This window comes from Streptomyces sp. NPDC006368 (assembly GCF_040612535.1).
Classification (GTDB): Bacteria; Actinomycetota; Actinomycetes; order Streptomycetales; family Streptomycetaceae; genus Streptomyces.
In genome coordinates this window covers 37547-63082 of the sequence record NZ_JBEXQK010000041.1, presented here as the reverse complement: position 1 = coordinate 63082, position 25536 = coordinate 37547, and the positions used below count along the sequence as shown (strand labels likewise).

Sequence of the window (25536 nt, the reverse complement as noted above, 5' to 3'; positions counted from 1 at the left end):
GGCGCCCTCGTTCCGTCGGCGCCCGTCGGCGCTGCCCGCCCGGATGGGGCCCGGCCCGCTGCCGACCGCCCGCCCCGCGGAGTGCTCTCCCCGCTCCGGCGCGGCGCCGCTCGGCGGCGCACGAGGCCAGAGCACCCGCCCAGGGGTCAGGCGGCCGGCCTGCGGGCCGCGCACCGCACCGCCATACATTCCACGGACGGCTACGTGGTGGCCAACAGGAAAAGCCGGTACGGCAGTGCACCGTCCTGCGGATCCGCCGATGGGGGAGTCGGCCTCGCCGGGTGGCCTCGCGGACGGTGTCGCCTTTGCCGGTCCACGGAGGCGATGACTTCGCGATCACGCTGGATCAACAACTGGTCGTCCAAGGTGTCGAGCACCCTGGATATGTAGGGCAGGCTCAGCTCGGAATGTCGCGCCAGTTCGGTGGCGCGGTACGGGGGGCGGGTGTCGGCCAGTGGCCGTACCGGCCGACCTGCCTTGAGGCCCGTGCGCAGCGGCCTGGTCGTGGGGGTTCTGTGCCCGGCGGAGGCACGGCGAGCACCTTGGGTGTGAACGACGCGGGCGGACCGGCTCACGCGTGACGACGGGTGGAGTGCCCGCACGGGCGAGCCGACCGGTAGCCAGGTGTGGCATCGCGGCATCCACAAGGCAGTCCTCCCGCACCTCCTGTCGAATTTCTTCGACTCTTCACCCACCTTGACCCCTCCCCACCCCCTCCCCATAGTGGGAGCGCTCCCACTGGTTCACAGCTTGTGCTCATACCCACCTCCCCGAGCCGCGAGGAGAAGCACGCAGATGTCACCAGGTACGCAGTCACCAGGACTGAGAACTCCCGGCAGGCCGGCACCACGGGCGGGCCGCGGGCCGGGGAACCGGCCGGGGCGCCGCCCCCGGCGGTTATGGGCGGCGTTCGCCGCCGCCCTGGCCCTGCCCCTCGGGATGACCGCCGTCGCCGGCACCACCCCCGCCACCGCCGCCCAGGCCGCCGCCGTCCAGTGCAGCGTCGACTACAAGGTCGCCAACGACTGGGGCTCCGGCTTCACCGCCGAGATCACCCTCACCAACCGGGGCGCCGCCCCCCTCGACGGCTGGACCATCACCTACGACCAGGGCGCCGAACAGAAGCTCAGCAACGGCTGGAACGGTCTGTGGACGCAGACCGGCAAGGCCGTCACCGTCAAGAACGCCTCCTGGAACAGGACCGTCGCCGCCGGTGCGGCCGTCACCGCGGGCGCCCAGTTCACCTACACCGGCGCCAACCCCGCGCCCGCCTCCTTCGCCGTCAACGGCGCACCGTGCGCGGGCGCCCACAAGCCGCCCGTCGCCGTGCTCACCAGCCCGGCCGCGGGCGCCGTGTTCACCGCGGGTGACCCGGTCCCCATGGCGGCCACCGCCGCGGCGGCCGACGGCGCCACCGTCGGCAAGGTCGAGTTCTACAGCGACACGACCCTGCTCGGCACCGACACCACCGCGCCCTTCACCCACAGCGCCACCGGCCTCGCCGCCGGCGCCCACTCCCTGTACGCCAAGGCGTACGACAACCAGGGCGCCTCGGCCGAGTCCGCCCCCGTCGGCATCACCGTCGCCGCGGGCGCCGCCCTCGTCGCCACCCCCGCCCAGCTCGGCGTCCGCCAGGGCTCCAGCGGGACGTTCGAGCTGAAGCTCTCCACCCAGCCGTCCGCGAACGTCACGGTGACCGTCGCCCGCACCTCGGGCAACACCGGCCTCACGGCGGCGCCCACCACCCTCACCTTCACCCCGGCGAACTGGAACACCGCCCAGAAGGTGACCGTCACCGCCGCCGCGACCGGCACCGGCTCGGCCGTCTTCACGGCGACCGCCCCCGGCCACACCAAGGCCGAGGTCACCGCCACCCAGCTGGCCGCCGGCTCCACGTACGACGCCCGCTTCCTCGACCTCCACGGGAAGATCACCAACCCGGCCAACGGCTACTTCTCGCCCGAGGGCATCCCGTACCACTCGGTCGAGACCCTCATCGTCGAGGCGCCGGACCACGGCCACGAGACGACCTCCGAGGCGTACAGCTACCTGATCTGGCTCCAGGCCATGTACGGCAAGATCACCGGCGACTGGACCAAGTTCAACGGCGCGTGGGACACCATGGAGAAGTACATGATCCCCACCCGTGCCGACCAGCCCACCAACTCCTTCTACAACGCGTCCAAGCCGGCCACGTACGCCCCCGAGTACGACTCGCCGACCCAGTACCCGTCCCGTCTCGACCCCGGTGTCACCAGCGGCGCCGACCCCATCGCCGGCGAGCTGAAGAGCGCGTACGGCACGGACGAGATCTACGGTATGCACTGGATCCAGGACGTCGACAACGTCTACGGATTCGGCAACGGGCCCGGCAAGTGCTCCGCCGGACCATCGGCCACCGGTCCGTCGTACATCAACACCTTCCAGCGCGGCCCGCAGGAGTCCGTCTGGGAGACGGTCACCCACCCGACCTGTGACAACTTCACCTACGGCGGCAGGAACGGCTTCCTCGACCTGTTCACCGGGGACTCCTCCTACGCCAAGCAGTGGAAGTTCACCAACGCCCCCGACGCCGACGCCCGTGCCGTCCAGGCGGCCTACTGGGCCGACATCTGGGCCAAGCAGCAGGGCAAGGGCGGGCAGGTCACGGCGACCGTCGCCAAGGCCGCCAAGATGGGCGACTACCTGCGGTACGCGCTGTTCGACAAGTACTTCAAGAAGGCGGGCAACTGCGTCGGCCCGACGGCCTGCCCCGCCGGCACCGGCAAGAACAGCGCCCACTACCTGCTGAGCTGGTACTACGCCTGGGGCGGCGCCACCGACACCTCGGCCGGCTGGGCCTGGCGCATCGGCTCCAGCCACGCCCACGGCGGCTACCAGAACCCGCTCGCCGCGTACGCGCTCAGTGAGTACGCGCCCCTCAAGCCCAAGTCGGCCACCGGACAGCAGGACTGGGCCACCAGCCTCGACCGGCAGGTGGAGTTCTACCGCTGGCTCCAGTCCGACGAGGGCGCCATCGCGGGCGGCGCCACCAACAGCTGGCAGGGCCGGTACGCGACCCCGCCGGCCGGTACGCCCACCTTCCACGGCCTGTTCTACGACGAGAAGCCCGTCTACCACGACCCGCCGTCCAACCAGTGGTTCGGCTTCCAGGCCTGGTCGATGGAGCGGGTCGCCGAGTACTACCACCAGAGCGGTGACGCCCTCGCCAAGAGCGTCCTCGACAAGTGGGTCGACTGGGCCGTCTCCAAGACGACCATCAACCCCGACGGCACCTTCCGCATCCCCTCCACCCTCCAGTGGTCCGGCAAGCCCGACACCTGGAACGCCTCCGCTCCCGGCGCCAACGCCGGACTGCACGTCACCGTCGCCGACTACACCAACGACGTGGGCGTGGCCGCCGCGTACGCCAAGACCCTGACGTACTACGCCGCCAAGTCCGGTGACGCGGACGCCAAGCGGGTCGCCAAGGCGCTCCTGGACGGCATGTGGGCCCACCACCAGGACCCGCTGGGCATCGCCGTCCCGGAGACCCGCGCCGACTACAACCGGTTCGACGACCCCGTCCACGTGCCCAGCGGCTGGACCGGCGTCATGCCGAACGGCGACCCGGTCGACTCTTCCTCCACCTTCGCCTCGATCCGCTCCTTCTACGAGGACGACCCGGCCTGGTCGAAGATCGAGTCCTACCTGGCGGGCGGCGCCGCGCCCGTCTTCACGTACCACCGGTTCTGGGCCCAGGCGGACATCGCCCTGGCCATGGGCTCGTACGCGGAGCTCCTCGAATAACCACGCGCCGGGGCGGGCCGCGCTGCCTGCGGCCCGCCCCTCCCCCCCACGAGAGGAAGCACCCGTGCGCAGCAAGCGAAACCTGCTCCTCGGCCTCACCCTCACCGCCGGCCTGCTGCTCCCCGGCACCGGCACGTCCGCGGCGGCCCCCGCGAAGGCACGCACCGCCGAAGCCTCCGCCGAAGCCACCGACGCCGCCGGGCCCGCCGCCACCGCGTCGTACACCTGGAAGAACGTCCGCATCGACGGCGGCGGCTTCGTCCCCGGCATCGTCTTCAACCGCACCGAGAAGAACCTCGCCTACGCCCGCACCGACATCGGCGGCGCCTACCGGTGGGAGCAGTCCACCAAGACGTGGACCCCGTTGCTCGACTCCGTCGGCTGGGACCGCTGGGGCCACACCGGCGTCATCAGCATCGCCACCGACTCCGTCGCCCCCAACCGGGTGTACGCCGCGGCCGGCACGTACACCAACAGCTGGGACCCCGGCAACGGCGCCGTCTACCGCTCCGCCGACAAGGGGGCCACCTGGCAGCGCACCGACCTGCCCTTCAAGCTGGGCGGCAACATGCCCGGCCGCGGCATGGGCGAACGCCTCGCCATCGACCCGAACCGCAACAGCGTCCTGTACCTCGGCGCGCCCAGCGGCAAGGGCCTGTGGCGCTCCACGGACTCCGGCGTCACCTGGTCGCGGGTCACCGCCTTCCCCAACCCCGGCAACTACGCCCAGGACCCGAGCGATCCGAGCGGCTACGCCTCCGACAACCAGGGCATCGCCTGGGTCACCTTCGACGAGACGACCGGCACGCGCGGAACCGCCACCCGGACCCTCTACGTCGGCGTCGCCGACAAGGAGAACACCGTCTACCGCTCCACCGACGCGGGCGCCACCTGGACCCGGCTACCCGGCCAGCCCACCGGCCTCCTCGCGCACAAGGGCGTCCTCGACACGGTGAACGGCCACCTCTACCTCGCGTACAGCGACACCGGCGGCCCCTACGACGGCGCCAAGGGCGCGGTGTGGCGGTACGCGACGAAGAGCGGCACCTGGCAGGACGTCACCCCGGCCGCCGACGCCCACTACGGTTTCAGCGGCCTGAGCGTCGACCGCCGCAAGCCCGGCACGGTCATGGTGACCGGCTACAGCTCCTGGTGGCCCGACACGCAGATCTTCCGCACCACGGACAGCGGCGCGACCTGGACGCGGGCGTGGGAGTTCACCTCGTACCCCAACCGCTCCAACCGCTACACCATGGACGTCTCGTCGTCACCCTGGCTCAGCTGGGGCGCCAACCCCTCCCCGCCCGAACAGACACCGAAGCTGGGCTGGATGACCGAGGCGCTGGAGATCGACCCCTTCGACTCCAACCGCATGATGTACGGGACCGGCGCCACGATCTACGGCACGGAGAACCTCTCCGCCTGGGACAGCGGCGGAAAGATCACCATCAAACCGATGGTGCGCGGCCTGGAGGAGACGGCCGTCAACGACCTCGCCGCACCGCCCTCCGGCGCGCCGCTGCTCAGCGCGCTCGGTGACATCGGCGGCTTCCGCCACACCGACGTCACCCAGGTGCCGTCGATGATGTTCACCTCGCCGAACTTCACCACCACCACGAGCCTCGACTACGCCGAGACCAACCCGAACACGGTCGTGCGCTCCGGCAACCTCGACAACGGCTCGCGCATCGCCTTCTCCACCGACAACGGCGCCAACTGGTGGGCCGGGCAGGAGCCGTCCGGGGTGACCGGCGGCGGCACGGTCGCCGCCGCGGCCGACGGCAGCCGCTTCGTCTGGAGCCCGGACGGCACGGGCGTCCACACCGCGGCCGGATTCGGCTCGTCCTGGACGGCGTCGCAGGGCATCCCCGCCGGCGCGGTCGTCGAGTCGGACCGGGTCGACCCGAAGAAGTTCTACGGCTTCGCGTCCGGGGTCTTCTACGTGAGTACGGACGGCGGCGTGACCTTCACCGCCTCGAAGGCCACCGGTCTGCCCACCTCCGGGAGCGTCCGCTTCAAGGCCGTCCCCGGCCGCGGCGGTGACATCTGGCTCGCCGGCGGAGCCACCGGCTCCTACGGCCTGTGGCACTCCACCGACTCGGGCGCGACCTTCACCAAGGTCGGCGGCGTCGACGAGGCCGACACCATCGGCTTCGGCAAGGCCGCGCCCGGCGCCACGTACCCGGCGCTCTACAGCAGCGCCAAGGTGGGCGGCGTCCGCGGCGTCTTCCGCTCCACGGACGCCGGTGCGAGCTGGGTCCGGATCAACGACGACGCACACCAGTGGGGCTGGACGGGCGCCGCCATCACCGGTGACCCGCGGATCTACGGCCGCGTGTACGTCTCCACCAACGGCCGCGGCATCGTCTACGGCGACACTACGGGGTCGTGACCGCCGGCCGGGGTGCGGTGCGCATCCCGGCCCCGATGTGGAAACTCGGGTGCGGGGGCTGGTTGTAGGCGGTGTTCTGCCACGCCAGCCCCGTGCGGTACATGGTGTCGTGCAGCAGCGTCGTGATCCTCGTGCCCGTCTCGTACGGGGTCGCGTACACGCGCAGCGCCCGGTTGTCCGCCGTGCGCCACACGACCTCCTCGCGCCAGTCGCCGAGGATGTCGCCGGAGAGGGCCGGGGTGGCCTTGGTGCCGTTGTTGGACGCGACCGACGCCCCGGTCAGCAGCCGGGTGTCGCCGCCCGTGCCGTACTTGTCGATCCGGGTGCCGTCCAGCAGCTCGCGGGAGGTGTCCCCGTCCCACCAGTTCACGAAGTTCACGGACGACGGTTCCCGGCCGAGTGACGCTCCCGTCGCCGAGCGGAGCGTGGTGTCGGTCGCGGACCACGACTCGGCACCGGGTGAGCCCGCGTGGATGTCGGCGGAGACGCCCCGGCCGTTGTCGCCGCCCGTCGCGGTCTGCCACAGGATCTGCCCGGTCCGGGCGTCGGCCATCCAGGAGCCGGGCTTGGAGGTGTCCTCGGAGATCTTGAAGTACTCCAGGCCCGCGCGGGCCGGGTCGAGGTCTCCCACGTGCCCGGCGTCCCCGTGCCCTAGCCGCGTCGTCCACAGCCCGGTCCCGTCGTCGTCGACGGTCATCGCCCCGTACACGATCTCGTCCCGCCCGTCGCCGTCCACGTCCGCGACCGACAGACTGTGGTTGCCCTGCCCGTCGTACCCCTTGCCGGCGTTGGCCGACGCGCTGCTGTCGAACGTCCACCGCCGCGTGAACCGCCCGTCGCGCCAGTCCCACGCCACGATCACGGACCGCGTGTAGTATCCGCGCGCCATGATGAGCGAGGGCCGTACGCCGTCCAGATAGGCGGTCCCGGCGAGGAAGCGGTCGACACGGTTGCCGTAACCGTCGCCCCAGGAGGCGACGTTGCCGCGCGCGGGCACATAGCCGGTCGTGCCGAGGGCGGCGCCGGTGCGCCCGTCGAACATGGTCAGGTACTCGGGCCCGGCCAGCACGTACCCCCCGCTGTTGCGGTGATCGGCGCCGCCGTCACCGATGACCCTCCCGGTCCCGTCGACGGTCCCGTCGGCCGTCTTCACGGCGACCTCGGCCCGGCCGTCGCCGTCGTAGTCGTACACCTGGAACTGCGTGTAGTGCGCCCCGGAGCGGATGTTGCGCCCCAGGTCGACGCGCCACAGCCGGGTGCCCTCCAGGGTGATCCCGTCCAGGATCGTGGAGCCGGTGTGGCCCGACTGCGAGTTGTCCTTGGCGTTGGTGGGCTGCCACTTCAGTACGAAGTCGAGGTCGCCGTCCCCGTCGAGGTCACCGACGGACGCGTCGTTCGCCTCGTACGTGTAGGCCACCCCGTCCGGGGTGCTCCCGCCGGCGGGCGGGCTGAGCGGCACGTCCTTGTACCCGCCGCGGAACTGCACGGCGCTCGGCGAGTCACCCTGCTCCACGCCGCCCACGACCGGGCGGACGGTGTAGTCGGCGTGGCTGGGCGCACCGGAGTGGAAGTAGTTGGTGGAGCCGGTGAGGGGTGTGGCGTTCACTTTCGTACCGGCCCGGTACACGTTGAAGGCCACGTTGTCGGGGTCGGTGGCGAGCCAGCGCCAGCTGACCAGGTTGCCGCTGCCGGTGTACACACTGACGACACCCCGGTCGAGCCGCTCGACCTGCCGCGCGGCGACGGCTTCCTCGGCCCCGGCCGGCACCGCACCCACGAGCGCGGTGCCGGCCAGGGCGGCGGCGAGGAGAAGGGAACGGCGTCTCGTGCCGGGGATCTGCGGGTGGTGCACGATTCCTCCTGGGGGGAGAGGGCCGTGTTACGTACCTCACAGTCGCCACGGAGGGGGCGGGGGTTGCCGGGTAGTTCAATCCTTGAGGATGTGCGCCTCTGGGCGGCCGTGCGGGGAAGCCCTCGTATCACTTCCGGAGCGCCAGGGGCTCACAGCCCTTGACGGTGACGACGCCGGTACGGTGAAGCCCCCGGCCGGCCGACGGAGGGCGCGGCCGGACGGGGCGGTCGGTCAGGCCCGCGGCGGTACGAGGAAACCGCGTGCGGTTGCCGCTGGGCGCGGCGCGGGCTCGATGATGCGGCTCGGGTAGCCGAGCCACACCCGCCGGCCGTCCGTTGGGTGGACCGTGAGCCCGAAGTCCGTCGGCTCCGGTCGCGCAAGCTCCACGTACTCCTGGTGCACCCGCTCGATCTCGACCCACAGCTCCCGAGGTCCGTACTGCCACACCTCGCCACCGGTGACCGCGGTGGTGGCCGAGCCGTCGCGGTCCTGCGCCCAGACCTGTACGCCTCCGCCTCGCTCGGTGTGCCACATCCGCACGTCGGGCAGGCGGGTGCCGGCGTACAGGGCGAAGCCCAGCGACAGGAGTTCGCGCGGGTCCACCGCGCCGGTGTGCGCCCGGACGCTGGTGTCGTCCACCGGGGCACCGTCCGGTGCGCGGTGGGAGCGCGTCGGCATGTACGAGGCACCGCTGTGGAAGTGCCCCGACGCGACGCCGTGCTCGCCGACCCGGAGTTGTACGAGCGCACCGCTCCAGAAGTCGCGCGCCATCGGGGCGACGATGACGCCGCCGGGCCGGACCTGCTGCACCAGCTGGTGCGGGACGTGCCGGAGTGCGCAGGTGGCGAGGATGCGATCGAACGGGGCCTGGTCGGGCCGGCCCCATTCGCCGTCCACGCACGCGAGGTTCGGCGTGTACCCGGCCGCCCGGAGCGCGGCGGCCGTGTGATGGGCCAGGCCGGGGTCGATCTCGACGCTGTGGACGAGCGGGGCGCCGAGGCGCTCGGAGAGCGGGGCGGCGACGTAGCCGGACGCGGTGCCGATCTCCAGGACCCGATGACCGGACTCGACCTCCAGGAGCCGCAGCATGCGGGCGACCATGGACGGCTGCGAGTTGGACGAGGTGGCGATGCCCGGGCCGTCGGCGTGCCCGTCGTCGAGCTGGATGACGACCGGCTCGTCGGAGTGGATGAGGGCCAGGCGCTCGGCCTCGGTGGTCAGCGGTTCGCCCGACCAGGGCTTGTCGGACGGCTCGCCGCCGTGCTTGCCTCCGTCGGCCATCGTGGCGCTCATCTGTACCTCCTATGTGGGTGGTGCCGGATATGGCGGGGTGGGGGTGCCCGCCCGCTGCGCCGTCCCCGCCATCGGCCGTTCGCAGCGGACGGAGCTCAGCGGTGAAGCAGGGCGTCGGACAGGGTGAATTCCCCTGGACCGGTGCCGGGTCGCTGCGGCCACGCGGCCCCGGAGTACTCGTGGTAGTGGTCGCCCGGGTGGCGAGGCGGGAGGGTGCAGCAGCGGACCGGCTGATCCGGCCTCGGCGACCAGCACAGGCCCAAAGCGGATGGGCGCGCTGCGCTGCTCGGGGTGCTCACTGGGTCGGCTCCCGCCCAGCACTCGGCCGTGCACCTTGAGATGCGGGACAGTTACGGAGTCACCAACGAGTCCGAGGACTTCCGCAACTGGCGTCGCACCGGGCGCCGGGACGTCGATCCCGACTCGGCGTACTGGGCCCCCTGGGTGCGTCTCGTCACGGAGTCCGTCGGCCGGGGCGTTGTCGTACGCCGGGCCCGGATCGTGTCGGAGCCGGTCACCGAGTACATCCGCTACGAGCACGCGGGCACGGCCGTCAATATCCGCGCCGGCGAGCAGGTCCGATGGCTCCCGCGCCGACAGGCGTCCGATCTCGCCCTGCCCGGCAACGACTTCTGGCTGATCGACGACCGGCTCGTCCGCTGGAACCACTTCACCGGTGACGGCGCATCGGCCGGGCCCGAGGACACCGAGGACCCGATGGCCGTGAAACTGTGCGCCTCGGCGTTCGAAGCGGTGTGGGAACGAGGCATCCCGCACGAGCGATACGGCATCCGCTGACGGCACCGGACAGACCGGCTCATGCCCCTCTCCCCGTCCTCGTCGGCACAGGCGGCGCGTGAAGTAGTCGCGCGGAGCCTGCGAGACCTGCGCAAGCAAGCCGGGCTAACGGTCACTGAGCCGGCGGAACGGTGCAACTGGCACCATGCGAAGACCTTCCGCGTCGAGAATGCCCGAACGGCGCCCTCCGCCAAGGACATCAGGTTGTGGTGCTCCGCATGTCGCGTGCCCGACCAGGCGGAAGGGCTCATTGTCCAGTCGCTCCACGCGGAGTCGATGTACAGCGAGTGGCGCCACCAGGTGCGCAACGGGCTCAAGCAGATGCAGGACAACCTGGTGTTCTTCTTCCGGAAGACGCAGCTGTTTCGGGTGTACTCCTCCACCCTGGTGCCCGGGCTCCTGCAGACCGAAGGCTACGCGGCTGCCGTCCTGCGGGCGGTCGCCGACTTCCGCGAGCTCCCCGCCGACGACGGCGCTGCGGCCGCACGGGCGCGCGTCGATCGCTCGCGCATCGTGCACGAGCCCGGGCGCCGTTTCGTCCTGCTCATGGAGGAGACGGTGCTCCACCACCAAGTCGCCGATGCCGAAGCCATGGCGGCTCAGCTGGGTTACCTGCTGACGGCCGGCGCGATCCCCGCGGTCTCCCTCGGGATCATTCCCATGGCGACGCGGGAGCGGAAGCAGTGGCCACGGGAGACGTTCCATGTGTACGACGACGCGCTCGTGTCGGTCGAGCTCGCTTCGGCCCAGGTGAAGATCACGCAGCCTGGCGAGGTCGCGGTGTACCTGAAGGCATTCGAGCAGCTCCGCGGCATGGCCGTCTACGGGGCTGACGCCCGCGCGCTGATCACCAAGGCCATCGACGCTCTCGCATGACCCGCACACGGAAGCGGCCCCTGTCCGGTCCCGAAGAGCACGGCCATGCGCGAGGGCTCCGGCAGTCCCTGCTCGACGCGGACCCAGTCAGTAACGTCATCCCGCGTCAGGTCGCAGATCGTGGCGGGGAACGACAATGCCGTCGGCGCGGTGTGCTGGATCAGGGTGAAGCGGACGCGCACCTCGCGCATGCAGTCCTCGCGCGTCCGCACGTCGATGCCGGTGAGGTGGCTCACATACCGCTCTGCCCACTTCGCCAAGGGCATGTCTCCCGGCATGGTCTCCGATTCCACGAAGTCCACGCCGCGCACCCCATCCAGGCGGCCACTGCCCGCCGTGGGTCTCGGCCGGCTTCTTGAACCGGTCGGCCCGCGTTCCCGCGATGTTCCCAGAATTCAGAGCATGACGAAGGCCCGACCTGTTCTCACAGGTCGGGCCTTGATCAATCAGGGTGAGTAACGGGACTCGAACCCGCGACATCCTGGACCACAACCAGGTGCTCTACCAGCTGAGCTATACCCACCATGACCGGTCTTTTTCCCGACCGGCCGAGAAAAAGTGTACAGGGTCCGAGAGGGTGCTCGCTCCCGCCTTTCGGGTGGAGCCCCGGCGGGGGTCAGTCGGGCAGGACGTGGCGGGCCGCGATCTGCTTCGCGGTGTCGGAGTCCGGGCCCGGCTGCGGGACGAAGATCGCCTCGCGGTAGTAGCGCAGCTCGGCGATGGATTCGCGGATGTCGGCGAGCGCGCGGTGGTTGCCGCTCTTCTCCGGACTGTTGAAGTACGCCCTCGGGTACCAGCGGCGGGCCAGTTCCTTGACCGAGGAGACATCGACGATCCGGTAGTGGAGGTAGTCCTCCAGTGTCGGCATGTCGCGCAGCAGGAAGCCGCGGTCGGTGGAGACCGAGTTCCCGCAGAGGGGGGCCTTGCCGGGTTCCTTCACCCATTCGCGTACGTACGCCAGGACCTGCTCCTCGGCGTCGGCGAGAGTGGTGCCGCCGGCGAGCTCGTCGAGCAGGCCGGAGGCCGTGTGCATCTGGCGCACCACCTCGGGCATGGTCTCCAGCGCGGCGTCCGGTGGGCGGATCACGATGTCCACGCCCTGGCCGAGTACGTTCAGTTCCGAGTCGGTGACCAGTGCGGCCACCTCGATGAGTGCGTCGTCCGTCAGCGAGAGCCCGGTCATCTCGCAGTCGATCCACACCATGCGGTCGTTCATGCGTCCTACCTTAGATGGGCCGCGACGGAGGGGGTGTGGTCGTGCACCCCCTCCGCCGGAGCCCATCGTCACGGTGCGCTGCGCTGGCCCGGGAGAGCGGCCCTGCCGGACGTGAACACGTCCGCGTGCTGCTTGCCCGGCTCCGACGAGGCCGTGGCGGCCGTCGCGGTCGCCCGCCTGACCCCGTGCGGGCCCTGCTGCGCCGGGACCGTCTCCGCGACCGCCGGTGGCGGGGGAGGGGTCGAGTCGCCCTGCGGGCGCCGGGCCCGGTAGGCGGCCCGGTACGCGGCCGGCGACGAGCCCAGCTGGCGCCGGAAGTGGCCGCGCAGGGCCACCGGCGAGCGGAACCCGCAGCGGCCCGCCACCTCGTCGACCGAGTAGTCCGACGTCTCCAGCAACCGCTGCGCCTGGAGCACCCGCTGCGTGATCAGCCACTGCAGCGGCGCCGAGCCTGTCAGCGAGCGGAAGCGCCGGTCGAAGGTCCGCCGGCTCATGTACGCGCGGGCCGCCAGGGTCTCCACGTCGAACTGCTCGTGGAGGTGCTCCAGCGCCCACGCGACCACCTCGGCCAGCGGGTCGGCGCCGATCTCCTCCGGCAGCGACCGGTCGAGATACCGCTCCTGCCCGCCACTGCGCCGCGGCGGTACGACGAGCCGCCGGGCCAGCGCCCCGGCTGCCTCGGCGCCGTGGTCCGTCCGCACGATGTGCAGACAGAGGTCGATCCCGGCCGCCGTCCCCGCGGACGTCAGCACGTCACCGTCGTCGACGAAGAGCTCCCGTGGGTCCACATGGACCGACGGGTAGCGCTTGGCGAGCGTCGGCGCGTACATCCAGTGCGTGGTCGCCGGGCGTCCGTCCAGTAAGCCGGCCGCCGCGAGCACGAAGGCGCCTGTGCACAGCCCGACGATCCGGGCGCCTTCCTCGTGCGCGCGGCGCAGGGCGTCGAGCGCCTCGGCCGGTGGTGGTGAGGTGATCGAGCGCCACGCCGGTACGACGACGGTGCCCGCTCTGCTGATGGCCTCCAGGCCGTACGGCGCGGAGAGTTCAAGTCCCCCGGTCGTGCGCAGCGGCCCTTCTTCGCCCGCACAGACAAGCAGCCTGTAGCGGGGCACTCCTGCGTCCTGGCGGTCAATCCCGAACACAGAGAGTGGAATGGAACTCTCGAAGATGGGGCCGCCGCTGAACAGCAGCACTGCGACGACCTCGCGACGGCGGCGCCCGGACAGTTTTCGTCCGGTCTCCGGTGCGGCGGAGTCCTGGCTCATGACGCTAAGCCCCCCTCGGTGTTCGCGTCTCCTAGGTCCTGTCGCTCCTGCACGTTTCCCCTCGGTTTTGCACGAGTCCCCAGTCTTCGATACTCATGATCGAATCTACTGCGTCCCGTGGCGCCGGCGTGACAAGTTCCGCATCCGGGACTATGTCGACAAGGCAACTTGGCGCGAAGCATTCGTTCACGAAGGGTTCCACTCGCGGGGCCCGCAGGGAAGTGCGCGTCGCGGGCATGGCCCATCCGCATAGGGTTCGCGCGACCGGTTTGGCGCTTTCTTTCCTGGTGACAAGGGGGTTGACCGGCCATTCCGGCAAGGAATGGCCACCTCCCCGAAGTTGGCTGAAAACATACGGGTGCGCATGTGCGAAATCCTCAGTCGCCCGGCGGACATCCCCCTCCGTGACGCCCTCCGCGGTGCGCTCGCGGTCCCGTACGGCCGTGACGGCCGCGACGCGGAGCGTCCTGCGGTGGGCCGCACGCATCGGTGAGCAGCCGCACCGCGCCCCGCTCCGAGCGGCGCAGCAGCAGCCGGCAGACGGCGGTCACGGCGGCCAGCCCGAGCGCGGTGGCCACCGCGCCCCCGAAGGGCGTGCCGTACACGACCAGCACCACGGGGACGAGGGCGCAGCTGAAGGCGGCCCAGCGGACCACGTCACCGGCCGAGTCGGTCGCCCGGTGGGAGGCCGCGGCCGGGGTCGGAGTCGGGGCCGGGGCCGGGGCGGGCGTGGTGGCGGGTTCCGGCGCCGGCGCCGGGGACTGCGGGGCTGCGGGCGGGGCTGCGGGTGGGGAAGTGGGCGACACGACGGGTGAGGGGGCGGGCGGGGGCGCGGGGACGGGCAAGGGGGCTCCCTGAGGGCTGCTGCGGGTACCGGCCGGGCGGTCACCGGACGGTCACCCGGTGGTCATCCGGCGGTCACCGGGCGGGCGCGACGGGCCGGACGCCCGGGCTCGGCGTCAGGGCTCGGCGTCACGACCCGGCGTCCGGGCGGGATGCCGACCGGGTGCCGGCCGGGTGCCCGGTGAACCGTGTGGCCAACGAGGGCCCGCCCGGTCCGGTCACTGCGTCCGGGCCGGGGCGTTACGCAGGGTGCCCGTGAGACGCCTGTAAGGCACATCCGGCATTGCCATACGGGGCGGGCTCGTGCATGCTCCCTGGAACGCCTGTGAGCGCCGTGGGCAGGGCGGCGGGCACTGGGCAGGGCAGGAGTGTCGCCGTACCCTTGGGGGTATGGGGTTGGGAAGATGATTCCCGGACACGCCGCCTACCGTTGTTCCCCCGTTCCTTCTCACGAGGACCTTCTTCGCCGAGACTCCGATGGCCGGTCACGAGATTCCTGAACCCGCGGACCGCAGGCAGGTCGCCGACTCCCCGGTCGACCCCCTCGCGGAGGACCAGACACGCCACTCCTGCGATCCCGCCTTCCAGCACGGAGTGGTCGTCGGCTTCGACGGCTCGACCTCCAGTGAGCGCGCCCTCGCGTACGCGATCGGTATGGCCCGGCGGTCCGGCTCGGGGCTGATCATCGTGCACGTGGCGAACCGGCTGCCCACCACCGTCTGGGCGGGCTGCGAGCCGCCCGTCTTCGTCGACGTGCCGGATCACCGGACCGAGGTGCTCGGTCTGGAGCTCGCCTGCGCCGACTACCTCTCCGAGGTGCCGTGGATCCTGGTCGAGCGCGGCGGTGACATCTGCCACGAGCTGGAGGAGGTCGGCCGGGAGTACTCCGCCGACGCCATCGTGGTCGGCTCGACGCACGGCATCGTCGGGCGGATCTTCGGCTCGGTGGCGGGTCGGCTGGCGCGGCGCGCGCAGCGGCCGGTTGTCGTCATCCCGTAGCGTCCGGCAAACCCGGACATTTCTGCTTCGCCGCTGATGAGGCGGCGTCAACTTCCTTACGCAGCGGTGGAATCCGGCCTCGTTCACAGGTGGATTGTGCGCTTGTGAAGGGTATATCCAGGTGGCCGGGACGCAGCGCCCGGCACAGGCAGCACACCTGCGCACGAAGGGAGCCCGCCGTGGACAACGACGTCTCCGCGGGAAGCACCGCCACCTCCACTCTCGGCCATCTCGCACTCGGTCTGACCCTGCTGGCCGGCCTGCTCGAACTCCACGCGGGCAATAGCGGCAACGGCACGGCCTTCGCCGGGCTCGGCGCCTTCTGGTTCACCTGGGGCACCGCCGTCGGCGGCACGGCCTCCACGGAGGCCGCCGGTCTCTTCCTGCTGGTGTGGTCCCTCCTGGCGCTCACGCTGACGGCCGCCGCGCGCGGCGGCGGCGTGCTCGGACAGGGCGTGTACGGGCTGCTGTTCCTCTCCCTGCTGCTGACCGGCGTCGGCGCCTTCGCGGACACCGCCGCGCTCGGCAGGATCGGTGGCTGGACCGCGGCGCTGGCGGGGCTCGGCGCCTGGTACGGCGCGACGGCGGCGGTCGCCAAGTGGCCGGTGCCCTCAAGGCGCGCCGCGGGCCGGGGTGTGACGGCCACCGGCTGAGCCCCCGTCTGGGCTCGGCCCGGGGAGAAGCCCGGGCCGAGCCCGTCGAGGGCCCACGCGGCCACGAGGCCGGTGCACGGGCGGCACCGGCCGTACCAAAGGGCGACCCCCGGCGCGCTGGTGGCACGCGCCGGGGGTCGCCCCTTCTTGCCTGAACCGGCGCCGCTCCCGCGGATGCGGCCGGCCGCCGTGGGGGTTGCCCAGTCGTCGCTTCGGCCGTCGCCGGCGGCGGGGACTACTCCACCGTGACGGACTTGGCGAGGTTGCGCGGCTTGTCGATGTCCCGGCCCAGGGCCAGCGCCGTGTGGTAGGCGAAGAGCTGGAGCGGGATGCCCATGAGGATCGGGTCCAGCTCGTCCTCGTTCTTCGGGACGAGGATGGTGTGGTCGGCCTTCTCCTGCTCGGAGTGCGCCACGGCGAGGATCCTGCCGCTGCGGGCCTTGATCTCCTCCATCGCGGCCCGGTTCTTCTCCAGCAGGGAGTCGTTCGGGACGATCGCGACGGTCGGCATCGCGGGCTCGATGAGCGCCAGCGGACCGTGCTTGAGCTCGGAGGCCGGGTATGCCTCGGCGTGGATGTAGGAGATCTCCTTGAGCTTCAGGGAGGCCTCCAGGGCGACCGGGTAGCCACGCACACGGCCGATGAACATCATCGACTTGGCGTCCGCGTACTCGGCGGCCAGCTTCTTGATGTCCTCCTCGCCCTGGAGGATCTCCTGGATCTGCTCGGGCAGCTTGCGCAGGCCCTCGATGATCCGCTTGCCGTCGGCGACCGACAGGTCGCGGATGCGGCCCAGGTGCAGGGCGAGCAGCGCGAAGGCGACGACCGTGTTGGTGAAGCACTTGGTGGAGACCACGCAGACCTCGGGGCCGGCGTGGACGTACACGCCGCCGTCGGCCTCGCGGGCGATGGCGGAGCCCACGACGTTGACCACGCCGAGGACGCGGGCGCCCTTGCGCTTGAGCTCCTGGACGGCGGCGAGCACGTCGTACGTCTCACCCGACTGGGAGACGGCGATGTACAGCGTGTCGGGGTCCACGACCGGGTTGCGGTAGCGGAACTCGGAGGCCGGCTCGGAGTCGGCGGGGATGCGGGCCAGGCCCTCGATCAGCGAGGCGCCGATCATGCCCGCGTGGTACGAGGTGCCGCAGCCGAGGATCTTCACGCGGCGGATGCCGCGCGCCTCGCGGGCGTCCAGGTTCAGTCCGCCCAGGTGGACGGTGGAGAACTTCTCGTCGATGCGGCCGCGCAGGACGCGGTCCACGGCGTCGGCCTGCTCCGAGATCTCCTTGTGCATGTACGTGTCGTGGCCGCCCATGTCGTAGGAGGCGGCCTCCCACTCCACGGTCTCGGGGGTGGCGGTGGTCAGCGTGCCCGAGGTGGTGTACGTGCGGAAGTCGTCGGCCTTCAGGGTCGCCATCTCGCCGTCGTCGAGGGTGACGATCTGGCGGGTGTGGGCGATCAGCGCGGCGACGTCGGAGGCGACGAGCATCTCCTTCTCGCCGATGCCGAGGACGACGGGGGAGCCGTTGCGGGCCACGACGATGCGGTCGTTGAAGTCGGCGTGCATGACGGCGATGCCGTACGTGCCCTCGACGACCTTGAGCGCCTCGCGGACCTTCTCCTCCAGCGTCTCGGCCTGCGAGCGGGCGATCAGGTGGGTGAGGACCTCGGTGTCGGTCTCGGAGGCGAAGACCACGCCGTCGGCCTCGAGCTTGGCGCGCAGCTCGGCGGCGTTGTCGACGATGCCGTTGTGGACGACGGCGACCTTGTTGTCGGGGTCCATGTGCGGGTGCGAGTTCACGTCGCTGGGGGCGCCGTGTGTGGCCCAGCGGGTGTGGGCGATGCCGGTGGTGCCGGTGAAGCGCTTGGGGACGCGAGCCTCCAGGTCACGGACCCGGCCCTTGGCCTTGACCATCTTCAGCCCGGTGCTCTTGGGGCTGGTGATCACCATGCCCGCGGAGTCATACCCCCGGTACTCCAGCCGCTGCAGGCCTTCCAGCAGCAGCGGAGCCACATCACGCCTACCGATATAACCGACAATTCCGCACATAAAGTTTCTGCCCCTCCGAGTGATCTCTGGTGTGCTCAGCCGTAGACGATGCGGCGCAGCTGCCGGAGCGAGAGCTCCGGGGGCGCCACGGCGCGGTGCGGCAGTTCCGCCGCGATGCGCTCGAAGATCGCGGAGTTCACTTCGCCGCCGGACTGCAGTTCGCGATGGCGGCGGCGGACGAACTCCTCGGTCGTCTCGTCGAAGTACGCCAGCACGTCGAGCACCACCCGGGCGGCCTCACCGCGCGGGAGCGCGGTGCTGCGGACCAGATGGTCGATGAGGTCGTCATGCGACGTGCGGCGTTCGAGCACCCGTAGATACTGAGGCTTGGCGGGTCGGCTTTGCAAGAATCCTGCCCGATATCGGGCAGTCACTTCATGATCGACGGAATCGGCGGGGGTGCGGAAGGCGCCGGAACTGGTCTACACCTTGACCCGCCCAGCAGGGCGCGATACGCATGGTGAGCGTTCGGTTGCGTAAAGCCCACAGGTGCGACGCCCGTCGAAGGGACCAGCTTGTGAGACAGCACGGAACGTCCCCCCGCCTCCTCGGTTCGCTGCTGCTCGTCGTCGCCGCCGGCGTCGCCGGACTCGCGGCCGTATCCGGTGGCCCCGCCACCGCCGCCGCGCCCGCCGCCCGGCCGCTCGGCGACATCGTGCCCGCCCCCGCCTCCGTACGGCCCGGAGGCACCCCCTACACCCTCACCGACCGGACCAGGATCCACGTCGACGAGGGCTCCCCCGAGGCGCGCCGCGTCGCGGCCCACCTCGCCTCCGTGCTGCGGCCCTCCACCGGCTACGCGCTGCCCGTCGTCGACGACGACGAGGGGCGCGGCGGCATCCGGCTCCGGCTCACCCCCCGCGAGCCCGCCCTGGGGGAGGAGGGGTACCGGCTGGAGTCCGGGCGCCACGGCGTCACCATCACCGCCCGTGAGGAAGCCGGGCTGTTCCACGGCGTCCAGACGCTGCGCCAGCAGCTCCCCGCCGCCGTCGAGAAGGACACCCGCCAGAACGGCCCCTGGACGGTCGCGGGCGGCACCGTCGTCGACACCCCCCGGTACGCCTACCGGGGCGCGATGCTGGACGTCTCGCGGCACTTCTTCACCGTCGAACAGGTCAAGCGGTACGTCGACCGGATGGCGCTCTACAAGGTCAACAAGCTGCACCTGCACCTGAGCGACGACCAGGGCTGGCGCATCGCCGTCGACTCCTGGCCGCGCCTGGCCGCGTACGGCGGCTCCACCCAGGTCGGCGGCGGGCCCGGCGGCTTCTACACCAAGGCGCAGTACCGGGAGATCGTCGCGTACGCCGCCTCCCGCCACCTGGAGGTCGTGCCCGAGATCGACATGCCCGGGCACACGAACGCCGCCCTCGCCTCGTACGCCGAGCTGAACTGCGACGGCGTCGCCCCGCCCCTCTACACGGGCACCGCCGTCGGCTTCAGCTCCCTGTGCGTGCGCGAGGACATCACGTACGACTTCGTGGACGACGTGATCCGCGAACTGGCGGCCCTGACCCCCGGCCGCCACCTCCACATCGGCGGCGACGAGGCGCACTCCACCAGCCACGAGGACTACGTCGCCTTCATGGACCGGGTGCAGCCGATCGTGGCGAAGTACGGCAAGACCGTCATCGGCTGGCACCAGCTGACCGGTGCCAACCCGGCGAAGGGAGCGCTCGCCCAGTACTGGGGCCTGGACCGCACCGGCGACGCCGAGAAGGCGAGGGTGGCAGCCGCCGCGCGGAACGGCACCGGGCTGATCCTGTCGCCCGCCGACCGGATCTACCTGGACATGAAGTACACCAAGGACACCCCGCTGGGCCTGTCCTGGGCCGGCTACGTGGAGGTCCGGCGCTCCTACGACTGGGACCCGGCCACCTATCTGCCGGGCGCGCCCGCGAGCGCCGTCGTGGGCGTCGAGGCGCCGCTGTGGACGGAGACCATCTCGTCGAGCGCGCACATCGACCGGATGGCGTTCCCGCGGCTGCTCGGCGCGGCGGAGCTGGGGTGGTCCCCGGCCGCCACGCACGACTGGGAGACCTACCGGCAGCGGCTCGCGGGGCAGGGGCCGCGCATGGAGGCGCTCGGGATCGACTACTACCGGTCGCCGCAGGTGCCGTGGCCCGCGGCGCGCTGACGCGCTGACGGGTGCCCCGGAGGACCGTACTCCGGGGCACCCGCCCGTTCATGGTGCCGACTCGCCGGCGTCGTACGACCGGGGGCGCCGCCCCCGGCTGACCTCAGGCCCTCAGGCGCCGGACGGACCGGGCCGCGCGAACCGCGCGATCGGGTTCTTCAGCGTGCCGATCAGCTGCAGCGCGCCCGACGGGTCCGCCAGGTCCACCATCTGCCTGTTGTTGCGCAGCTGGAGGCGGTTGAGGCAGGACAGCGTGAACTCGTCCGCGAACATGTCGTACTGCGCGAACTTGTCCGCCAGCTCCGGCTTCGACTCCTGGTACGCGCGCACGCACTCCGCGACCGTCCGCCAGAAGTCGTCCTCGTCCAGCACCCCCTCGGCGGCGAGCGTCGCGCCCAGGAAGCGGAAGAAGCAGTCGAAGACGTCCGTGAAGACGGACAGCAGTTTCGTGTCCTCGGGCACGTCCACCCGGATCCGCTCGACCGCCGGCGGCAGCACCGCGTCCGGGTCCATCACCGCGATCTCCTCGGCGATGTCCTTGAAGATCGCGCGCCGGACCGCGCCGTCCTCGATGACGAGGATGACGTTCTCGCCGTGCGGCATCCACACCAGGTCGTACGCGTAGAAGGTGTGCAGGATCGGCAGCAGGTACGCGTCCAGATAGCGGCGCAGCCACTCGGTCGGCGCGAGCCCCGACTCGGCGATCAGCGCGCCCGCGAAGGACGCCCCCTCGTGGTCCACGTGGAGCAGGGACGCCATCGTGGCCAGGCGCTGCCCCTCCTCGACGGTCGGCACCGGGCTCTCGCGCCACAGCGCGGCCAGCATCTTGCGGTACGGGGAGTAGCGGTCGGTGGCGGCCTCGTACTCCAGGTGGCGGTAGCCGACGGCCGCCCGCTCGCGGATGATCGAGAAGCGGGCCGCCTTCAGGACGTCGTCGTTCTCGATCAGGTGCGCCAGCCAGTCGTTGATGGCCGGGGTGGCCTCCATGTACGCGGCGGACAGGCCGCGCATGAAGCCCATGTTGAGCACGGAGATGGCCGTCTTCACATAGTGCTTGGCCGGGTCGTTGGTGTTGAAGAAGGTACGGATCGACTGCTGCGCCAGGTAGCGGTCGTCGCCCTCGCCGAGGAGGACCAGGCGCCGCTGGGCGATCTCGGCGGCGAAGGTGACGGACAGCTTGTTCCACCACTGCCAGGGGTGGACGGGCACCAGCAGGTAGTCCGCGAAGTCCAGGCCCTGGTCGGCGAGGGTCTTGGCGAAGCCGTCGACGACTCCGTCGCCGAGCTCGGCGCGGATGAACGTCTCGTACTCGATGCCCGCGCCGGCCGTGAAGGTGGTGCGGTCGCGGCGGGCGGCCAGCCAGATCAGCCGGATCGGGTTCGCCGCCTCCGGCGCGTACGCGTGGTACTCGTCGATGCCGAAGCCGAGCCGGCCGTTGTTGGCGACGAAGCAGGGGTGGCCCTCGGTCATGCCGGTCTCGACGGCCTGGAAGTCGGCCCTGGCGAGCTCGGCGGCCGTGACGCGCGGCTTGGTCGACTTGTACGCCGTACCCGAGAGGGTGGAGGAGATCTCCTCCAGGTAGACCGGGAGGATCTCGTCGCTCAGGCCGAGCGAGCCGCGCAGTTCGATGATGAACGCCAGCGCGTCGAGCGTGAGCTCCTCGCCGTCGCGGTGGCGGCTGATCGAGCCGGCGTCCACCTGCCAGTGGTCGAGGGCGTACCGGGCGGCGGTGAAGCGGTACTCGGTGGTGCCGTCGTCGCTGAGGACCCGGTAGCGGCTCTCTCCCCCGGAGCCTTCGGCCCGGGAGGTACCCCCGAGGGGCTCGGGCGTCAGCAGCCGCTCGTGGGTGAACTCGGCGAGGCCCTTGCGGATGAGGAGGCGGTTGGCGTGGGCCCAGCGCTCGGGGGTGAGGTGCGCGACGGGGTGCGCGGCGTTCACGGGGCTCATCGGGCGGCCCCCACGGCGGCGAAGAACTGTTCCCGGGTGCAGAAGCTCAGGTACGCGTCCTTCTCCGGCTTGGCTATCCGGGTGGCTATCTCGAAGCCGACGGCCTCGTTGAGCGCGTGGACGGCCTTGTTGCGCACGTCGGGCTCGACGACGACCCGCCGCGTCTGAGGGTCCCGGAACAGCTCCTCCATCACGGCGGTGATGACGGCGCGGGTGAAGCCGTGGAGCGGGGTGTCGGTCGGGGCGACCAGGAAGTGCATGCCGACATCGCCCGGCCGGGCGTCGTACAGCCCGACCAGCTCCACCTTCGACGGGTCGTACCGCTCCATCAGGACGGCCGGCTCACCGTCGTGCAGACCGATGAAGGCGTCGTGGTGCTCGTGGGCGGCGATGGCCATGTAGTCGCGCTCGACGTCCTGGAGCGCGTGGTCCTGCATCAGCCAGAAGGCCGCCTTGGGGTGCGTGACCCAGGAGTGGACCAGTTCGCTGTCGGCCAGCGGGTCGAGGGGGCGGAAGGTGAACGTACCGACAGCGGTGGCGGTGCGGGTGGTGCTCATACGGAGAACTCCTGGAACGCGATGGTCTTCTCGACGGGGTAGTACTCGGAGCCCAGCAGCTCGCCGATGATGTACGCGTTGCGGTAGGCGCCCATGCCCAGGTCGGGGCTGGTGATCGAGTGGGTGTGCACGCCGGCGTTCTGGAGGAAGATCCCGCGCCCGGTCGTGTCGATGGAGTAGTTGCGGGCGACGTCGAAGCGGCCCTGGCCGTCCCAGCGGATGCGGTCCCTGACGGGCTCCAGGAAGGCGGGCGTGACGTACTTGTAGCCGGTCGCCAGGATCAGGCCCTCGGTCTCGATCTCGAAGTCCTTGCCCTGCTCCTCCTGGCGCAGGCCGAGCGTGTACGTCCCGTTCTCGTACGTCGCGGTGTTGAGCGACGCGTTGGTGAGCAGGCGCGTGGGGACCGGGCCGCCGAGGTTCTTCTGGTACAGCAGGTCGAAGATCGCGTCGATGAGCTCGCCGTCGATGCCCTTGAACAGGCCCTTCTGCTGTGTCTCCAGCCGGTAGCGGGTCGCCTCGGGCAGGGCGTGGAAGTAGTCGATGTACTCCGGGGAGGTCATCTCCAGCGTGAGCTTGGTGTACTCCAGCGGGAAGAAGCGCGGCGAGCGGGTCACCCAGTTCAGCCGGTAGCCGTGGACGTCGATCTCGCTCAGCAGGTCGTAGTAGATCTCCGCGGCGCTCTGGCCGCTGCCGACGAGGGTGATCGACTTCTTCTTCTGGAGCGCCTCCTTGCTGGGGAGGTAGCGCGAGTTGTGGATGAAGTCGCCGTCCAGGCCCCGGCAGGCGTCCGGGATGTACGGCGGGGTGCCGGTGCCCAGGACGAGGTGGCGGGCGCGGAACGTCTCTCCGCCGGACGTGGAGACCACGTACAGCGCCTCTTCGGCGTCGTACTCGACCTTCTCGACCGTCGTGTCGAAGCGGACGCTGCTCAGCTTGGCGGCGGCCCAGCGGCAGTAGTCGTTGTACTCGGTGCGCAGCGGATAGAAGTTCTCGCGGATGTAGAAGGAGTACAGCCGGCCCTTCTCCTTGAGGTACTGGAGGAAGGAGAACGGGGAGGTCGGATCGGCGAGGGTGACGAGGTCCGACATGAACGGCGTCTGGAGGTGGGCGCCTTCGAGGAACATCCCCGAGTGCCACTCGAAGTCCGGCTTGGATTCGAGGAAGAGGCCGTTCAGCTCGTCGATCGGCTCGGTCAGGCAGGCCAGGCCGAGGTTGAACGGACCCAGTCCGATACCGATGAAATCAAGAGGCGTGGACAAGGTTCTCTCCAAGGTACTGCTCGGCGTGGCCGGCGATCAGGTCGAGGACGGCGGCGATGTCGCGCACGGTCGTCTCGGGGTTGAGCAGGGTGAACTTGAGGTACTGGCGGCCGTCGACCTTCGTACCGGCGACGACGGCCTCGCCCGACGCGAACAGCGCCTTGCGGGCGTGGAGGTTGGCGCGGTCGATCTCCGTGGGGGAGGTGACGTCCTGCGGGATGTAGCGGAAGACGAGGGTCGACAGCGACGGCTGGACGACGACGTCGTAGCGCGGGTCGGCGGCGAGCAGGTCCCACCCGGCCCCCGCCAGGTCGCAGACCTCGTCGAAGAGCTGCCCGATGCCGTCGGCGCCCATGACGCGCAGCGTCATCCACAGCTTCAGCGCGTCGAAACGGCGGGTGGTCTGGAGGGACTTGTCGACCTGGTTGGGAATCCTCCCCCGCAGCCCTTCGGACACGGGAGGCGCCCCCGCCTCGACCGCCGGCGCGGGGTTGAGGTAGTCGGCGTGGTACGTGGCGTGGCGCAGCGTCGCCCCGTCCCTGACGAGCACGGCCGACGAACTGACCGGCTGGAAGAAGGACTTGTGGTAGTCGACGGTGACGGAGTCGGCGCGCTCGATGCCGTCCAGGAGGTGACGGCGGGTGGGGGAGGCGAGCAGACCGCAGCCGTAGGCGGCGTCGACGTGCATCCAGGCGCCGTACTCGGAGGCCAGCTCGGCGATCTCGGGCAGCGGGTCGATGGAGCCGAAGTCGGTGGTACCGGCGGTGGCGACGATCGCCATCGGGACCAGGCCCTCGGCGGCGCAGCGCGCCAGCTCGGCGGCGAGGACCACGGACTGCATGCGCTTGTCGCGGTCGGTGGGGATGGCGACGACCGCCTGGGCGGAGAGGCCGAGGAGTTTGGCCGACTTCTGGACGCTGAAGTGGCTGCACTCGGAGGTGAAGATGCGCAGTTTCGCCAGGTCGTCCGTCTTGGACTCCTCGCGGGCGAGGAGGAGGGCCTGGAGGTTGGACTGCGTACCGCCGCTGGTGAAGACACCGTCGGCGGCCGGGCCGAGACCGATGCGGCCGGCGGTCCAGTCGATCAGACGGCGCTCGATGAGGGTGCCGCCGGCGCTCTGGTCCCAGGTGTCCAGGGAGGAGTTGACGGCGGAGAGGATCGCCTCGCCCAGGACGGCGGGGATCACGACCGGGCAGTTGAGGTGGCCCAGGTAGCGGGGGTGGTGGAAGTAGACGGCGTCGCGGAGGTAGACCTGCTCCAGCTCGTCGAGGGCGGCCGTGGCGTCTCCGAGCGGCCGGTCGAGGTCGACGGAGGAGATCAGCGGGGCCAGCTCGTCGGGGGTGACGCCGGTGAACGGCTGCCGGGTGGAGGCGAGTCGGTTCGCCACCCGCTCGACTCCTTCCGTGACGCAGCGCCGGTACTGGTCCGCCGTCGCGTCATTGAGCAGGTGCGAGCGCATGCAATGTCCTTCCGGGGACGGGGACGTGTCGGCCCCTCCGGACAGGGAGAGGGGGGCGAGGGGCGACGTTCGAACTTAGGCTAGCCTAACCTTAATTCACATCGCAACGACCCCACGCCCCCCTTGGGGCACAGCGGTTGGGGTACGC

Annotated in this window: 19 protein-coding genes and 1 tRNA gene; 8 read left to right on the top strand and 12 right to left on the bottom strand. The window is 70.9% G+C overall.

Annotated features, from left to right (window positions below; translation table 11 throughout):
- The first annotated feature begins 939 nt into the window (after positions 1–939).
- Together ABZZ38_RS24820 and ABZZ38_RS24815 are read left to right on the top strand one after the other, a co-directional pair.
- Positions 940–3789, top strand: a complete 2850-nt coding sequence (locus ABZZ38_RS24820; RefSeq protein ID WP_356743697.1) for a glycoside hydrolase family 48 protein — start codon at positions 940–942, stop codon at positions 3787–3789.
- 64 nt (positions 3790–3853) lie between these two features.
- Positions 3854–6181 carry a xyloglucanase gene (locus ABZZ38_RS24815; protein ID WP_356743692.1) on the top strand — a complete coding sequence of 776 codons (2328 nt, stop codon included), beginning with the start codon at positions 3854–3856 and terminating at the stop codon, positions 6179–6181.
- Here the strand turns inward: ABZZ38_RS24815 and ABZZ38_RS24810 are convergent.
- Both ABZZ38_RS24810 and ABZZ38_RS24805 read right to left on the bottom strand, forming a co-directional pair.
- Entirely contained in the window at positions 6168–7976 is a 1809-nt protein-coding gene (locus ABZZ38_RS24810; protein WP_356743709.1) for a rhamnogalacturonan lyase, read from the bottom strand. The two genes, ABZZ38_RS24815 and ABZZ38_RS24810, sit on opposite strands and share 14 nt — an antisense overlap.
- Positions 7977–8264: 288 nt before the next feature.
- Positions 8265–9326, bottom strand: a complete 1062-nt coding sequence (locus ABZZ38_RS24805; protein WP_356743689.1) for a methyltransferase — start codon at positions 9324–9326, stop codon at positions 8265–8267.
- A 291-nt stretch (positions 9327–9617) separates the two neighbouring features.
- Here ABZZ38_RS24805 and ABZZ38_RS24800 point away from each other — a divergent pair, with 291 nt between their 5' ends.
- Positions 9618–10124, top strand: a complete 507-nt coding sequence (locus ABZZ38_RS24800; protein ID WP_356743687.1) for a DUF6879 family protein — start codon at positions 9618–9620, stop codon at positions 10122–10124.
- Between the two features lie 21 nt (positions 10125–10145).
- Complete coding sequence (locus ABZZ38_RS24795) at positions 10146–11000, top strand: helix-turn-helix transcriptional regulator (RefSeq protein ID WP_356743685.1); 855 nt, start codon at positions 10146–10148, stop codon at positions 10998–11000.
- Here ABZZ38_RS24795 and ABZZ38_RS24790 read toward each other — a convergent pair.
- The 4 genes from ABZZ38_RS24790 to ABZZ38_RS24775 all read right to left on the bottom strand — a co-directional run bounded on the left by ABZZ38_RS24790 (position 10946) and on the right by ABZZ38_RS24775 (position 13481).
- Positions 10946–11302 (bottom strand): hypothetical protein, encoded by a 357-nt coding sequence (locus ABZZ38_RS24790; protein ID WP_356743683.1) that lies wholly within the window; start codon positions 11300–11302, stop codon positions 10946–10948. The genes ABZZ38_RS24795 and ABZZ38_RS24790 overlap by 55 nt on opposite strands.
- Positions 11303–11450: 148 nt before the next feature.
- Positions 11451–11523, bottom strand: a tRNA-His gene (locus ABZZ38_RS24785).
- A gap of 93 nt (positions 11524–11616) precedes the next feature.
- Complete coding sequence (gene orn / locus ABZZ38_RS24780) at positions 11617–12216, bottom strand: oligoribonuclease (RefSeq protein WP_356743681.1); 600 nt, start codon at positions 12214–12216, stop codon at positions 11617–11619.
- A 68-nt stretch (positions 12217–12284) separates the two neighbouring features.
- Entirely contained in the window at positions 12285–13481 is a 1197-nt protein-coding gene (locus ABZZ38_RS24775) for a helix-turn-helix domain-containing protein (protein ID WP_356743679.1), read from the bottom strand.
- Positions 13482–13970: 489 nt separating this feature from the next.
- Between ABZZ38_RS24775 and ABZZ38_RS24770 the strand changes: the two genes are divergently transcribed.
- The 3 genes from ABZZ38_RS24770 to ABZZ38_RS24760 all read left to right on the top strand — a co-directional run bounded on the left by ABZZ38_RS24770 (position 13971) and on the right by ABZZ38_RS24760 (position 15976).
- Positions 13971–14339 (top strand): hypothetical protein, encoded by a 369-nt coding sequence (locus ABZZ38_RS24770; RefSeq protein WP_356743677.1) that lies wholly within the window; start codon positions 13971–13973, stop codon positions 14337–14339.
- A gap of 462 nt (positions 14340–14801) precedes the next feature.
- A complete protein-coding gene (locus ABZZ38_RS24765; RefSeq protein WP_356743675.1) occupies positions 14802–15323 on the top strand; it encodes a universal stress protein in 522 nt (173 codons plus the stop codon).
- A 179-nt stretch (positions 15324–15502) separates the two neighbouring features.
- Positions 15503–15976, top strand: a complete 474-nt coding sequence (locus ABZZ38_RS24760) for a GPR1/FUN34/YaaH family transporter (protein ID WP_356743673.1) — start codon at positions 15503–15505, stop codon at positions 15974–15976.
- A 235-nt stretch (positions 15977–16211) separates the two neighbouring features.
- On the opposite strand, the gene glmS is transcribed toward ABZZ38_RS24760, so the two are convergent.
- On the bottom strand, positions 16212–18029 hold the full coding sequence (gene glmS, locus ABZZ38_RS24755; RefSeq protein ID WP_356743671.1) for a glutamine--fructose-6-phosphate transaminase (isomerizing): 1818 nt from the start codon (positions 18027–18029) through the stop codon (positions 16212–16214).
- A 35-nt stretch (positions 18030–18064) separates the two neighbouring features.
- Entirely contained in the window at positions 18065–18340 is a 276-nt protein-coding gene (locus tag ABZZ38_RS24750) for a hypothetical protein (protein ID WP_356743669.1), read from the bottom strand.
- 146 nt (positions 18341–18486) lie between these two features.
- Between ABZZ38_RS24750 and ABZZ38_RS24745 the strand changes: the two genes are divergently transcribed.
- The gene (locus tag ABZZ38_RS24745) at positions 18487–20166 is read left to right on the top strand and encodes a beta-N-acetylhexosaminidase (RefSeq protein ID WP_356743667.1); all 1680 of its coding nucleotides are present in this window, start codon (positions 18487–18489) and stop codon (positions 20164–20166) included.
- Positions 20167–20277: 111 nt separating this feature from the next.
- On the opposite strand, the gene ABZZ38_RS24740 is transcribed toward ABZZ38_RS24745, so the two are convergent.
- From ABZZ38_RS24740 to ABZZ38_RS24725, 4 genes are read right to left on the bottom strand one after another with little or no spacing between them, the layout of a single operon-like run.
- Positions 20278–22113, bottom strand: coding sequence for an IucA/IucC family siderophore biosynthesis protein (locus ABZZ38_RS24740; RefSeq protein WP_356743665.1), 1836 nt, complete (start codon positions 22111–22113; stop codon positions 20278–20280).
- A complete protein-coding gene (locus tag ABZZ38_RS24735; RefSeq protein WP_356743663.1) occupies positions 22110–22670 on the bottom strand; it encodes a GNAT family N-acetyltransferase in 561 nt (186 codons plus the stop codon). Before ABZZ38_RS24735 ends, ABZZ38_RS24740 begins: the two co-directional genes overlap by 4 nt.
- Complete coding sequence (locus ABZZ38_RS24730) at positions 22667–23929, bottom strand: lysine N(6)-hydroxylase/L-ornithine N(5)-oxygenase family protein (protein ID WP_356743661.1); 1263 nt, start codon at positions 23927–23929, stop codon at positions 22667–22669. The genes ABZZ38_RS24735 and ABZZ38_RS24730 overlap by 4 nt, the downstream gene beginning before the upstream one ends.
- Complete coding sequence (locus ABZZ38_RS24725; protein ID WP_356743659.1) at positions 23913–25388, bottom strand: aspartate aminotransferase family protein; 1476 nt, start codon at positions 25386–25388, stop codon at positions 23913–23915. Before ABZZ38_RS24725 ends, ABZZ38_RS24730 begins: the two co-directional genes overlap by 17 nt.
- Between the last annotated feature and the right edge of the window lie 148 nt (positions 25389–25536).